At 53.6% G+C, this 13,609-nt stretch carries 9 protein-coding genes; 6 read left to right on the forward strand and 3 right to left on the reverse strand.

Annotation, left to right across the window (positions count from 1 at the left end; genetic code table 11):
• The first annotated feature begins 30 nt into the window (after positions 1–30).
• The gene (locus tag ABVF61_RS20915; RefSeq protein WP_353995467.1) at positions 31–1,536 is read left to right on the forward strand and encodes an aldehyde dehydrogenase (NADP(+)); all 1,506 of its coding nucleotides are present in this window, start codon (positions 31–33) and stop codon (positions 1,534–1,536) included.
• A gap of 372 nt (positions 1,537–1,908) precedes the next feature.
• On the opposite strand, the gene ABVF61_RS20920 is transcribed toward ABVF61_RS20915, so the two are convergent.
• Both ABVF61_RS20920 and ABVF61_RS20925 read right to left on the reverse strand, forming a co-directional pair.
• The gene (locus tag ABVF61_RS20920) at positions 1,909–2,568 is read right to left on the reverse strand and encodes a transglycosylase domain-containing protein (RefSeq protein WP_353995468.1); all 660 of its coding nucleotides are present in this window, start codon (positions 2,566–2,568) and stop codon (positions 1,909–1,911) included.
• A gap of 730 nt (positions 2,569–3,298) precedes the next feature.
• Positions 3,299–3,790 (reverse strand): RipA family octameric membrane protein, encoded by a 492-nt coding sequence (locus ABVF61_RS20925; RefSeq protein WP_353995469.1) that lies wholly within the window; start codon positions 3,788–3,790, stop codon positions 3,299–3,301.
• 142 nt (positions 3,791–3,932) lie between these two features.
• Here ABVF61_RS20925 and ABVF61_RS20930 point away from each other — a divergent pair, with 142 nt between their 5' ends.
• From ABVF61_RS20930 to grrM, 4 genes are read left to right on the forward strand one after another with little or no spacing between them, the layout of a single operon-like run.
• Positions 3,933–5,492 (forward strand): toll/interleukin-1 receptor domain-containing protein, encoded by a 1,560-nt coding sequence (locus ABVF61_RS20930; protein ID WP_353995470.1) that lies wholly within the window; start codon positions 3,933–3,935, stop codon positions 5,490–5,492.
• Between the two features lies 1 nt (position 5,493).
• A complete protein-coding gene (locus ABVF61_RS20935; RefSeq protein ID WP_353995471.1) occupies positions 5,494–9,108 on the forward strand; it encodes an nSTAND1 domain-containing NTPase in 3,615 nt (1,204 codons plus the stop codon).
• Between the two features lie 11 nt (positions 9,109–9,119).
• The gene (locus ABVF61_RS20940) at positions 9,120–9,356 is read left to right on the forward strand and encodes a hypothetical protein (protein WP_353995472.1); all 237 of its coding nucleotides are present in this window, start codon (positions 9,120–9,122) and stop codon (positions 9,354–9,356) included.
• On the forward strand, positions 9,356–10,507 hold the full coding sequence (grrM, locus tag ABVF61_RS20945) for a cyclophane-forming radical SAM/SPASM peptide maturase GrrM/OscB (protein ID WP_353995473.1): 1,152 nt from the start codon (positions 9,356–9,358) through the stop codon (positions 10,505–10,507). Before ABVF61_RS20940 ends, grrM begins: the two co-directional genes overlap by 1 nt.
• Positions 10,508–11,323: 816 nt before the next feature.
• Here the strand turns inward: grrM and ABVF61_RS20950 are convergent.
• On the reverse strand, positions 11,324–12,349 hold the full coding sequence (locus ABVF61_RS20950; RefSeq protein WP_353995474.1) for a LacI family DNA-binding transcriptional regulator: 1,026 nt from the start codon (positions 12,347–12,349) through the stop codon (positions 11,324–11,326).
• A gap of 145 nt (positions 12,350–12,494) precedes the next feature.
• Between ABVF61_RS20950 and ABVF61_RS20955 the strand changes: the two genes are divergently transcribed.
• Positions 12,495–13,574 (forward strand): sugar ABC transporter substrate-binding protein, encoded by a 1,080-nt coding sequence (locus ABVF61_RS20955; RefSeq protein ID WP_353995475.1) that lies wholly within the window; start codon positions 12,495–12,497, stop codon positions 13,572–13,574.
• Positions 13,575–13,609 lie beyond the last annotated feature (35 nt).

Consider the following 13,609-nt stretch of genomic DNA (forward strand, 5'->3'; position numbering starts at 1 on the left):
GAACCAGATACCTTTAGGACGGACACAACAATGAGCTTTACCCCGCACGGGAAACACCTGATTGCCGGTCACTGGACCGAAAGTGGACAGAAATTCAGCTCCGATCCGGCGCATGGTCCCGCGCATGACTTTTTCGTCGGAACGCCTGATCTGGTCGAGACTGCGTGTATTGCCGCTGAGCAGGCTTACTGGTCATTCGGCTACAGTACAAGGGACCAGCGCGCAGCCTTTTTGAACGCCATCGCAGACGAGATCGAAGCGCGCGGTGATGCCATCACCGAGATCGGGACACAGGAAACCGGTCTGCCCGAGGCTCGATTGCAAGGCGAACGCGGGCGCACGACGGGCCAACTTCGGCTCTTTGCAAAACACATCCAAAACGGCGAGTACCTGGACCAGCGTCACGATGTTGCCCTTCCAGACCGCCAACCCCTGCAACGTCCGGACCTGAAGATGATCCAGCGCCCCATCGGACCGGTGGCTGTCTTTGGTGCATCAAATTTTCCGCTTGCCTTCTCAACAGCGGGTGGAGATACCGCAGCAGCCCTCGCGGCGGGCTGCCCGGTCGTGGTAAAGGGACACTCTGCGCATCCGGGCACTGCCGAAATCGTTGCTGAGGCGATTGATGCGGCGGTCAAGGCCTGTGACATGCCGGCAGGTGTCTTCTCCCTCATTCAAGGGGGCAAACGCGATGTGGGCGCGTCACTTGTGCAGCACCCGTTTATCAAGGCGGTTGGCTTCACCGGGTCCTTGGCTGGCGGCCGCGCGTTGTTCGACCTGTGCGCGCGCCGTTCCGAACCGATCCCGTTTTTCGGAGAACTCGGCTCGGTTAATCCAATGTTCCTTCTACCCCACGCGCTCAACAGCCGTGGTACTGAGATCGGAACCGGCTGGGCAGGATCTCTTACCATGGGCGCCGGACAGTTCTGTACGAATCCCGGCATCGCCGTGGTGCTGCCGGGCGCTGACGCGTTTATCCTCGCGGCAGAGGCCGCTTTGACCAAGGTGGCCGGTCAGACAATGCTGACCGATGGCATTGCACATGCGTATCGCAAGGGCGTCGCCCGTGTTGCCAAAGGAGAAGGTGTCCGTGAACTTGTCGGAACACCCAGCACCGGTCGTGAAGCAAAACCCTACCTCTATCGCGTGGCGGCCAAAGACTGGCTGGCTGATCATGCTCTGCAAGAAGAGGTTTTCGGGCCGCTCGGCATCGTTGTCATCGCCGAAGACACAGATGAAATGGCCAAAGTTGCGCAAACCATGCAAGGGCAGCTGACATGCACGATCCAAATGGATGACGAGGATGCTGAAATCGCGCAAAGCCTGATGCCGATAATTGAACGCAAGGCGGGCCGTATCTTGGCCAACGGCTTCCCGACAGGCGTTGAAGTCGCCGACAGCATGGTGCACGGCGGGCCTTACCCGGCTTCGACCAATTTCGGTGCCACGTCGGTCGGCACACTCTCGATCCGCCGGTTTCTGCGTCCCGTTTGCTATCAGAACCTCCCGGACGCACTTCTCCCCGAACCGTTTTGACTGCGTGAATTGCCGCGCGTGAACGAGGTAGCGGTCCGATCAACGTGTTTGTGGACGGCAAGTTCGCCATGATCGGGTCGGTTCATTGTCTGTCTCGGGGCTGAGCGTGTTGCGCTGGTCCCAGAGCCGTCTTGGTCCTGGCTGCTTGTATGCGCAGTAAATCCCTCTTTTTCAGAGAGTTTGCGCCCGGCGCCGGTGCCTTGAACAACTGCAACGGGGCGCATACCGCGTCCTGACCACGCTTCGGGGTTCGCAGGTGCTTTTTCACTGATTGACCAAGCCCAAACTGGTCACTCTGCCCGCAGAGCTGTTGTCGACCTCGACCACACTAAAAATGACCGCCTCCTGTGCGGGACTGTGCTGCCAGTCGACTTAGGAACTGCAACCTTCCAGCCAAACATCGGAATTGCCATTGGGAGTGCATTCTCCAGCCAGGAGCCGGCGAATGCGATCCGTCCTTTCCCGAAGGGCGTTGTCGTCCGTTCCGAGTTTGTAGCGGCCCGGCGCAATAAGAACTGCAAGCAGGGTTAGGTACTCATCAGCTTCGATTGCATCCGGCGTCGAGCCATATACGGTTTCGCTCATCTGATGAAATCCGGTAACCCAGCCGTCCGGTCCGCGCCCCATTTCCAAAGTATCAAGCCACAGCGCCATGATCTGCGCTTTGGTCAGCTCGCGCTCCAATCCAAGCGCGTAGCCCGTCTGTCTGATTTTGCCGATACCCGGCGTAAAGTCTTCAAAACCCAACCGTTTGGCCAGCGATTGGGTAATCGTCGTGACACCGGCGCCCGGCGTGGACATGTCAATGCCGCCATGCGCCTCAAACGCCGGGTCTTGAACCGTCAGCAGCTGGCGATAGCGTTCGTTGCCGAGCGATGCGCCACCTAAATCTGCGGCGATAAGCCTGTCCGCGCGCGCCTCCAGTTCTTTCGAGTCAGAAATTGCATCGAGGTATCCCGAAGCTCCATACACTGTCGTGCCCACAAGTAGCAGCAGTACAGACGCAGCCAAGAATTTGAAAAGTTTTCTCATGAAACAAGAGCTGCAAAGCTGTTCATATTGCTGCTGCCGAGCCCTCCGGAACCAGAGCTAACAATAACACACGCGGCGGTTCTAGCGCGCAACTTGGGCTCAAAGCGGGCCTTCGCTGCGCCTTACAAGACCACCCGCGTCGCGCGCCCATTTCGGCTGCTCAAACGCAATAGTTCTCTCCTGAAGGTGGTCGTTTGTTGCGATCAAGATGAGTGGCCAAAGGGCGGACTTTTCTGCCGTACACGCGGTGTTGGCTAGTGTCAGCTTTGGGGCCGGTAGCTGACTGTCGGCTTCTGGAAACAGGCTTACATAGGCTCACATGCATAAGAACAATTTCTGCGCTAGCTCTCGGCTCTTAATCGCCGTCGGAGCTCTTTGCAATGAATGTCCAATTAATGCGCTAGGGCAGCGGCCCCTGCATACTTTGCTATGTGTCAAAAGTAAGTGCAGTACCAATACTTCTGCGAGCTCCTGCGAAGGGGCTTATTTTCCAGAAAAAGTACTTTATATGGAAGAATGTAGCCATTTATTAATTTGATTTTGGAGACTACTCAACCAAGGTAATTTGCTCCTTCCCAAGTGCCTTCTGTCATCCAAAAGTGGTAAAAAAATCGTCGCAGTACGCGGAACAAAAGACACAGCAGACCGGATTATCGACATAAACTAGCGCTATTGCGCCAAGCAGGCCACTGTACTGCACTAACGACTTTCGTTTAGAGCAGTTCTTATTTTAATTGGCATTGGGTTGCGCGATCAGGCCCATAACTAAGAGAGCTACATAAAGGGCTGCGAAAACCCACGGCACCAGTGCCTCTATCTTGGTAAACGGCGCGTAGATTTTTGGGTCCCTACCCTGACCAAGTGCTTCCCACTCTGCGTCGAATGCGGCGAGTGGCAATCGCTTCTCCATTTCGTGGATCACCTTGAATTTGCCAGTGTTCATGCCTCGATAAGATTTCATAAGCCTCGACCAGATGACGCAAAGGCTAATGCCTGCCAGTGGCACGATCATGGCCAACTGTGCTCTTTCATCTGCAAACAACTCAATGAAACCGACCGTCGCGGTGTTAAGCGCAAGAAAAAATGTATTTGCTTTCTCACGTCGATCGCTAATCGACTCAGCACTTGCGACATAAAGCTTGTAGATTTCCATGCAGTGTTCGTTGTACTTTGTGCCATAAACCTCGTCACCAACCGAAATTAGATTTTCTCTTAACGTCATCGCCTGACCTCGTCTTTAAGTAGTTGAATTCATAATTCTTTTAATTTCAATGCTGATCTTTGCTCAATCGCCCTTGAATCAAACCACAACAGCTTTCATAATACAACTTTAACGACATTGATTATTTAGGTGGGGAGCTGTTATGAGCGACTCTTTGTCAAAAGAAAGTCGACGAATTTTTTTCAGTTACACGAAAGATTTGGCCGACGAAGCTTATTACTTCCATTCGTCTTTCAAAGACCAACTGGGTGCGGATATCGAACATGTCGACGATTGGTTGATTACGCCACAAATGGTCGGATCGCTTTGGGACGGCTTGCACGGGAAGATTGAAAGTTGCGACGTCTTTGTTGCCCTGATTTGTAAGAGATATGGTGAAAGCATTGGTGGCAAGGAAGCCGAGTATCTCAGGAAAGCATGGGGTCAAAAACGTAGGCTGTTCGTTCCGATATTGTTTTGTCCAGAGGCATCCAAGTGGTGGAGTGAATTTTTAGAAGACACGGATACTCCTCAAGAATTCCGCAATATTGTGTGGCACAAGCTACATGACGGAACGCAGCGCAAGAAGTTTTTCATGGTAGACGAGGACGATGATAGGGCGATGTTACGTCCCAATGTCCGAAACTTCATCAATCGCCTCTCGCAAAATATTGGTAGTGTCTTTCAAGAGTGGGATTCCAGTACTTCGGGAGAAGAGAGACCATCGCCCCGCGACGAGCCCTCCGTTTATGTTTTCGGAGGCATGGAATGGAAATTGTCCGAAAAGGTTGCGAAGGCGCGGGACGACCTTGTTGCGAAACTCGAAGCTTCGGTCGGCAACATGATCGTAAATGTCGGCGACGAGTGGGGCAAAGCGCTGGTTCGAGCTAAGAACGAGGCACTCTTCGAGAAAGGAAAGTCGAGCGTTGCTCATGTAATCGCGGTCGGAGATGAACGGCTTCAAAAAGATTTCCTTACCGAAGACCAGCGAAAGGGCGAGAAAATTATCCTCGACGAGATCTACCAGAACATCGGAGAGCCGGACGCGACCGTTGCTCAAGTGGCTAAACGCTATCTCTGGATGCCAAGCTATAACGAGGAGGAGCCGGAGGCTATAAATACGGGTGCTAGGTTCGAATACCGTGGCGGCTCAGCCAAAAAGATGGCGAACTCGATTCTGGGACTCGTAGGTTGCGATCGGGAGGTAGAAATTCTCCTTGAACACAGCGGCAAGTTCCAGCGCGTGCAGCACTTTGCGAAGTCTGAGCTACCACCCAATCTTGAGATCGAAGCCAACTCGGAGGTGTTTACCGGAGCGCCAGCCATGAAGTCGCTTTTGAAGTCCGGATGGCCTACCGGAAAGCGTCTTACTATTGTCGCAATCGGCGACAAAGCAGTGCGGGCGCATACAAGCAATTCTCGTGAACTAAACGAACTTTTTCGAATTCACCTAAGACAATACGAAAATCAGATTGACGAACTCGAGATTGACAACGACGAGCAGCGTATATTTCGGGTCTTTCTGCAGTATCAGCACACGAAGGAAGCGTCGGCCCAGCATGATGTGAACGGCCGGGTTTGGGAGGTGTTGAGATTTGAAGACCCTCGGAGAGGTAAACCCTGCCCAAACAGCCTATCTGACCTGTGCGAAACCTTCAAGAACTGGTACAGCGAAAATTGGGAAACATTTGACAACTCTGAACTCATCGCGCCAAGGGCCTGATATGTCGCAGAGTGATCCACTTCAAGTTTATGCCTCGGCTCTACTCAACGATGAGGAAAGCGACGGGCGCTTGGGGCCATCGCCATATCAGGGGTTGCGTTTCTTCGACCAGAGGACAAATCCTCTACAAGTCGCCCGCGAACAGTCTTCCAAACAAATCAGGAAGCGATTCGAGCAGGAACAAACCGTAGCCGTTGTCGGCGGTTCAGGCAGCGGAAAGTCCTCAATTGTTCGTGGCCGGGTTATTTCCGAGATCAGTTCGGGTACATTTCCAGTTAAGGGTAGAAGCGGAGCCTGGCATTCGGTCGTCTTCCGCCCGGCGACCAAGCCGTTTACCCAGTTCCGCGATGCGATCTGGGATCAGGTGTTTGCCGACACCTTCCGCCGGTCAGAAGGCGCGCACCCCGATCCGATTGCGATTTACATTCGCAACAGTCTCTTTGGCGCTGAAGTAACTGAGACCGAGGCTCGGCGCATCGTTGAAGCAGATCTGGACGGGCTCACGGGTGCCAAGGGCGAGGGGCGCAACGACAGTTTCGCTGCGGCCCAAATCTGGATTGACGCCTTTGACGCCGCCTACAGCAGCGCTTGGCTATCGCAATCGGGTGCGGACCATTACCAACACGACTGCGAAGGTGAGGAAGAGGCGGACGAGGAACGAACGTCCGCTAACGTTCTCTTCCTTATTGACCAGTTCGAGGAAGTCTTTCGCGAGAAGGTCGACGATGTCGAGGCGACCGCGCTCTATGACATGATCCGCTATGTTCACACGACAAAACCACCGGGTGTCTTCCTTGTTATCACTATGCGATCAGAGGATCTGCATCGCTGCACGCAAGTTCCGGATCTACCGGATTTAATCAATGACTCGTTTTACCTTGTAGAGTTCCTTGATCGTGAAGGCTTGAAGTCCGCTATTATAGAGCCGGCGCGACGAGTTTTACGTGAATGGCGCGTCCCAATGGCAGACACGCCTACAGCTCCTTATCAAGAATCCGTGGTTGACAACCTGCTAGATCAGGTTGAACGGATGAAGAAGAGATTGGGCCACTCCGCCGATCATCTGCCTCTCTTCCAGCATGGCCTTACGGAACTTTGGAGGAATGCCGTGAAGGAGTGGAGCCGCCGCCCAGAGGCGGAGCAGACTGGTCCATTCGAGATTACCGAAGATCATCTGAATGCATTGATCAAAAGGAGTGGCACAGAAAGCCGTTGGTTTTCAGGCGTATTGAAAGCCGTTGCGTCCAATGCACTGACGGAGGCCAAAACCGTCTTCGACAAGACGGAAGGCGCGCGAACTTGCGGCGTCACGGCAAAGACTGCGATCCGTGCAGCTCTCTGCGAGATGGCGTCGCTTGAAGAAAACCGCCGGTATCATCGTGAGTTTGTGCGTGTCAGCGAAGTACTGGAGAAGAGGTTTCCCTTTATCCAGGGTAAAGCACGAACCGCGTTGCAAAACGCCGTCACCAATTCACTAGAGACTTTTTGCCAACGTGGATTGCTTGTGCGCACCCATTCTCGGCATGACGAACCTTCGTTCGATGTCATGCACGAAGCGTTGATCCGCAATTGGTCCAAGCTGGATCGTTGGGTGACAATTGAATCCGAGATCCGCGATGCCATCGCTATGTCGATCGACCGGGACGGGGTCAAGATCAACGAAGACAACATGTCGGTCCTCGCCAAGGTTTGCGCACCGAAATCAGTCGCGCGTCACTTGACTGAAGAGGACGAGCGCTATTTATCCACGTTCACGAACGAGTGGATCACTGATGCGATTGAGCGCTCAGGAAGCTACAAGTACTTTAAGTTTTCAGTGTCGCCAATGGACATCTTTGACTCGTTGAAGGCAGCGTGGCGAAGGAAGCAAGCCTGGATATTTGCGCGCGCAGCTGCGATACCGGGCTCAGTTGGCGTATTAATATTGTGCGGCGCAATTGTTTTAGGTTTGTTTGCAAAAATACAGCAGGCTGAAGCTGAGGCTGAATTGGCAGCGACTGCGACTAAATTGGCGGTAACTGAAGCCAATGTTAGGAACGCTATCTCGGCCCGCGAGAAGACGCGCGCACGCGCATTAAGAGGGCTTTTGCTCGCGAACAAACGCGGGGCGGTCAATGGGCAGGATAACCCACTCATGGCTGCACGAACTCTCGCTGTCTCCTACCAGGCTCTTAGGTATGCCATGGAGCACCAGGATATGCAGCAAGGCATGGTTCCGGAACGGACATTGCTTCGTACGCATTCGGAGCTAGACGGTATGTTCCAACACCTGATGGGCGCTACCCTGCATGTCGTAAGCACACCATCGCTTGATCACAATCGGGACTGGCCGGAACCAGAGTGTGTAAGCATCGAGCACAGCGAGGGCGCAGGTGTCGACCTAAGTAAGCTTACAAGTAGCGTACTTACAGGTGGGGGGTTGCAATTGACCTTTGCGGGCAGAGACGAATACGTTTTCGAGGCACGTGATGAATCCAGCGTTGCTGCGGTTGATCTTCCGGTTCTCGAAACTTCTTCCAAGTTACCGCGTTTCGAATTTTTGCAACAGATCTGCTTGTCACCGGACGGTCAGGTCATGACAATCGTATTCAGGAATAACGTGGCACCGAGTGTTTATATTTTGCGGGAGATGGCTACGTATAGATTTTATGAATCGAAGGAGATCCCACAGCGATACCTGAAGGTGATGCCGATCAACTCGCCAACATATTTTGGCGATGTATTTAGTAAAAAAAGTAAGATGGAGTCATCCAATAGCACAGATTTTTCCAAGGCTGCCAAAGTGACGGGTATTTCTGAGGTTCTGGAGAAACCATGGAAAAGGGAGATCGTGTTCGAATATGACGGTGATCCTTACAAAGCTTTCTTCTACGAAGGCAGATATTTTCCAGTGACAGTATCGGAGTCGGCACGGGGTAAATCGATCGGTGAAATTGATGAATCGGAATGGTATTCATCAATGTCAAAGGCATCAGGACGTTCGGAGACTATGGAGTGGTGTTGGAGTGAAACACTAGCCAGCGACGATGAATGTCGGATGTTGTCTAGCCTTGAGGAAGAAGGTAAGAGGACTGAAATATTCGACGCTGGAACAACAACTTACTACAAGGCTAGGCTAAATTACACACCGCCGGGTTTCAACGAAACTGACCAGATCATTATTTACGCGCTGTTGAATTGGAGATTTGCCCGCCTCAATGGCGGTTTAAAGAAAATCCCAATACCTTCATACAAAATAATTCTCCGACGACAATTCGAAGCCGATGAAACAGACGACGGAGCTGAAAGCGGCACAGTCACGGAGGACTTCGAACTTGGAACATTCCAGCCCGATGGCATAACAGATCTAGCAATTAAGAAGGAGAACGGCGCAGTTCTCATAGCGTTCGAAAGTTTGTCTGATGATATACGGGTCCTAAAGGTCATGGAGCCGGTTAGCAACGTGACGCAACTTATAGAACACTCCCTCACCGATAAATATCAAAATAAAGTAGCCGCTAAAGCCACTCTTGTTTCAATCTTGCAGGACTGCAAAAATTATCAGTGCGGCTTTGAAACCATTTCTTTCATTGAGGCGGAAATCGCAAAACTAGATAAACTCCAACCGAAACCGTAATAGGTGCTGACATGTCACGTTTGTTTGCAGCCTTGATGTCCTTCATCACAGCATTTGTTGTAGCCGGCACAGCAGAAGCAAAGCGAGATGAGGCGGATGAACCGGCGATTGAGCGGATCGAAGAGATTCGCGCAGCGCTTCTTGAGGAAGACGATGCTATCGGTGACGATGCATCACATCTTGCGCAATGGTACAACTGGCCGAACTGGGGCAATTGGCCGAACTGGGGCAATTGGCGAAACTACTGATGGCAGCACGTCCAGTAAAGCGCAGGTGCACATCGCTTCTCGTCCTTCAATCGACGCCATTCTGCAATATTGACTGCAGCTACTGTTATCTACCACACCGCTCCGACAGTAGCCGAATGCCGATCGAAACCGCTGCCGGGGCGGTGAACTGGCTCGTCCGAGAGGGGCTCGCACCGGATCGTATTAGCATCGCCTGGCACGCTGGCGAACCCCTCGTCCTTCCAGTAGAGTGGTACCGAGAGGCGTTCGACGCAATCGACGAGGCAGCCGTTGGGCGTGACGTTGTCCACTCCATTCAAACCAACGCCATGCTTATCAATGACGATTGGTGCGATCTTTTTTTGGAACGCAATGTGCAAATCGGGGTGAGTATCGATGGGCCGAAAGAGCTCCATGACGCAAACCGCAAGACCAGAACAGGCGCAGGCACCCATGCGCAGGCTATGCGAGGCATAGCCCGCTTACGCGACAGTGGGATCCCCTTTCACGTCATAGCAGTGGTGACCGCGGCAACCGTCAGTGGCTGCGCGGTCAACTTCGCTGCTTTCATGGAGGATCTAAGAGCTGAGGAGATCGGCTTGAACTTTGAAGAGCAGGAAGGTGTTAACGTATCTTCTTCCCTGGGCCCGTTTGCCGTCGCGCCAGAGATGCGAAGCTTTTTGACCGAGCTTGTAGATTACGCTGCCCGAAGCCCATCACTAAAGATGCGAGAGATGCGAACGATTGCTGCTATGTTACGGGATCCAGAATTTGGGAGACGGGGCCGGAATTCGGAAAACGAACCATTCACCATTGTAACGGTGGACGTAGAGGGCAACCTTTATACCTACTCACCCGAACTTGCCGGTCAGCGCTCTGCACATTATCAGAACTACCGGCTCGGCAACGTCTTTCAAGACCGACTGGCGGAGATCGTCACGCGAGAACCTTTTCTCACGTTAGAGTCAGACATTGCTGCCGGCGTCGCCGAATGCTCCGTCAAATGTCCCTACTTCTGTGTTTGTCAAGGTGGTGCTCCGTCGAATAAGATCGCGGAACTTGCCACCATGCGCGGAACAGAGACGGCTGCTTGTCGCCATTACAAACAGGCGCTTAGCGACGTAATTCTGCTGCGCCTTGAGCAGGATCTAGGCAAATGCGTGCGCGCCTAGGGTCACAACGAAAAAATACCGCGTTGGGTAGTGGTTTAGTTTCTTGTTAATCTGGCTTGTGGAGATCGGCGATAAGAGTGCCGTACTCAACACGAATTTTCTTTAGCCGGTCGCGGACAGTATCGAAGTGGTCTCCCAACAGAGTGCAACATTTCTTTTGCCCGACGGCATTCTGAAATACCAATGGGAACTTGCGCCAGTAGAAATGTCCGCCTCAGTTAATGAGCATGAATATGAGCTTCGTCTGGGCGATGTCGATACCGAAAACTTACGTCTGAGTGCCGAAAATATTTACAAAATGGGCACATTTTGCGAGCCCGCTTGTTGGGAGCTGTAAGAATCGGGTGAACCGTGCGAGATCTTTTTACACTGCGCCAGTCGACACGTCACCACCAATTAAGGCAGCTAGGTATCGATACCCGTCATCAGTTCGTTGCGCAACAAACATAGCTTTCCGCCCGCAATAGACTTTCGATCACCTAGCCACGAATGGCAGCTTTTCAGACCGCGTCGATATCCAACGAACGGCAGGTGTGCGGGCGCAAAGCAGCCGTTCGGCAACGGCGCAGCATCGGTTCCATTGGGCTCAAACCAGGCCTTCATAACATCTCGATCGAACTGAAATCACGGCGCACTCGAACGGGTCATGTGACAATTCAAACACGCATCCGGTTAGCCGCCATTCCTTTCAAATGCGGCAAAAAAGGGTGGGGTGACGAGGTGCCGTTTGCTGGAAGGGTCATTTCCGACCGGGCGCGCTAAACGTCGGTTCGTTACCGCCGCAAAGCGGGCGGTGAGGCGATGCCGATTTTATGGTTACGTCGTCTCGCCAAAGAGAATTTCAGTGTCCAGCGTCTCGATAAGTTTTTCGGCCGGAGTGTCCAGCGGGGTCGAGATCCATTGGGCTGCCGAGACACCGATCTCATAGCGGGGCGTTTGAGTTGTGGTGATTTTCATGGGCAGTGCTGACAGGAAGCCAAGACCGTTGAAGCCGGCAATTGCGACCTGACCGGGAACATCCACACCTTGCGACAGGCAATGCATGAGGCCGCCGGCGGCGAGATCGTCATTCGCGTAATAGATGGCATCGGGCCGATCGGGATGTGTGAGCACCTCTTCGGTCAATTGCCGGCCCGCCACCATGGAAGACGGTTCGTTTGACATGCGTTGCGCGATCAGTTGTCCGCCACCGTCACGTATCCTGGAGGCGAAGGCCTCGAAGCGCTTTGTTGCGCGCAAGTCGTGCCCGCCCTGGCTGGCAATATATCCGAAGGATCTGTAACCGCGCTCAAGCAGGTGTGTCGCCATTTCACGGCCGGCCTCAATGTGTGAAACCCCAAAGCTTGCCGTCATGGGCTCGCCGTCGACGTCCATGATTTCAGCAACCCGGACACCCGTCTGCTCAACGATGCGCCGAACGGAATCGCTGTGTTCCAGTCCGGGTAAAATCAGTCCGCGCGGGCGCCAGGACAGGAGGTCGAACACGAGTTCTTCCTCGGCTGCCTGAGAATACTCCGAAACGCCGAAAACCGGGCGCAGGCCGGCCGTGTTGAGGGTTTCGTTTATGCCGGAAAGGACTTCCGTGAAGACCCGGTTCTGCAGGGTCGGCAGCACGACACCGACAAGCGGATTGTCGTAGGAGGATATCCCGCCGGCGAGGCGATTGTGCACATAACCGATTTCGCGCGCCGCATTGTTCACCTGTTCGCGTACGGTCCGCGAAATATAGCCGGCACCGCGCATGACCCGTGACACAGTCATCTGACTGACGCCCGCGACGCGCGCGACATCGTGCATCGTAGGCTGGTTTTTAGCGGCTTTGTTGTTCCGTCTGGTCGACATCGAAGGTCTTGGAATTCAACGCGTTTCATTTTTTTCTTGACGAATGTTTACATAAACATAAATGATATCGCAATGTGTGTTTACGTAAACACATTGGAGCTGTAGACGAACAGCTCGGCCTTTTGGTCACCCCAGGGAGGATATGATGAAGAATTTGCTTTTGAGCGCGACTATGTTGCTGGCAAGCGCCGGCGTCGCTTTCGCCGACACTTATCGGGCGGAGTGTTTTGTTCCGGCACCTGAGACATCCACGATTTCCTATGACGCTAAGGACGGCCCGTACAAGCTGGCCTTTGTGAACGGTTTTGCCGGCAACGACTGGCGCATTCAGGCGATCCAGTCTGCAAAGGCCTGGGCCGCACGCCCTGAGAACGCTGGCAAGATAGACACGTTCTCCATTGTCTCTGTCGGCAACGACAGTGCAGCCCAGATCGCCGCGATCGACAACTTCATTGCCGCCGGTTACGACGCAATTACCTTCATCGCGGTCAATCCGACAGCGTTTGAGCCGGTTATCCGGCGTGCCGAGCGCGCCGGCACTATTCTTGTGCCCTTCGACAACGTTCTGGACACCGACAAGGTCGTTCAGGTCAACGAAAGCCAGAAGGAACTTGGCGCGCTGAAGGCGCAGACCGTGATGGACATATTGGACGGCAAGGCCGAAAAAATCCTGATGGTCAACGGATTGCCCGGCAACGCGACTGATCGCGACAGGCGCCTTGGCATGATGAGCGTGCTGGAGCAGGTTGACGGGCTTGAGATTGTTGAAGTCGTCGGCAACTGGGATACCGGTACCAGCCAGAAAGTGGTGGCTGATGCCCTCGCAACACATGGTGAGTTTGACGCGGTTGTCTCGCAGCACGGTTCGGCTGGAACAATCAATGCCATGCAATCCGCTGGGCATCCTATCGTTCCAATGGGTGTCGACGGCGAAAACGGTGTTCGCATTCTGATGGACGAGCTCGACATACCGGGTATCTCTGCCAGCCAGGCACCGGCCATGTCGGCGATTGCGCTTGAAGCAGCCGTCTCGCTGCTTGAAGGCAATGAACTGCCGCAGACCATTTTCCTGCCAATTCCACAGGTCAAGGCTGAAAACCTCGAGGCGGGCGTGAACTACTTCCCCGATCTTCCGAAGTCCTTCAATACGGGCACGGGTTTCGCTGAATGCTTCGCCCCGTTTACGCCTGAGGAAATCACGGGCCAAAATCCAGACAATACCTAAGACCAACACTCCGGCGGCGTCTTCCAGATGCCGCC

It is taken from the genome of Roseibium sp. HPY-6, assembly GCF_040530035.1.
Lineage (GTDB): Bacteria > Pseudomonadota > Alphaproteobacteria > Rhizobiales > Stappiaceae > Roseibium.

Bases quoted from the DNA above. Each gene is read 5' to 3' on its own strand.
- ABVF61_RS20915 (WP_353995467.1), top strand. From the start codon at position 31: ATGAGCTTTACCCCGCACGGGAAACACCTGATTGCCGGTCACTGGACC.
- ABVF61_RS20920 (WP_353995468.1), bottom strand. From the start codon at position 2,568: ATGAGAAAACTTTTCAAATTCTTGGCTGCGTCTGTACTGCTGCTACTT.
- ABVF61_RS20925 (WP_353995469.1), bottom strand. From the start codon at position 3,790: ATGACGTTAAGAGAAAATCTAATTTCGGTTGGTGACGAGGTTTATGGC.
- ABVF61_RS20930 (WP_353995470.1), top strand. From the start codon at position 3,933: ATGAGCGACTCTTTGTCAAAAGAAAGTCGACGAATTTTTTTCAGTTAC.
- ABVF61_RS20935 (WP_353995471.1), top strand. From the start codon at position 5,494: ATGTCGCAGAGTGATCCACTTCAAGTTTATGCCTCGGCTCTACTCAAC.
- ABVF61_RS20940 (WP_353995472.1), top strand. From the start codon at position 9,120: ATGTCACGTTTGTTTGCAGCCTTGATGTCCTTCATCACAGCATTTGTT.
- grrM (WP_353995473.1), top strand. From the start codon at position 9,356: ATGGCAGCACGTCCAGTAAAGCGCAGGTGCACATCGCTTCTCGTCCTT.
- ABVF61_RS20950 (WP_353995474.1), bottom strand. From the start codon at position 12,349: ATGTCGACCAGACGGAACAACAAAGCCGCTAAAAACCAGCCTACGATG.
- ABVF61_RS20955 (WP_353995475.1), top strand. From the start codon at position 12,495: ATGAAGAATTTGCTTTTGAGCGCGACTATGTTGCTGGCAAGCGCCGGC.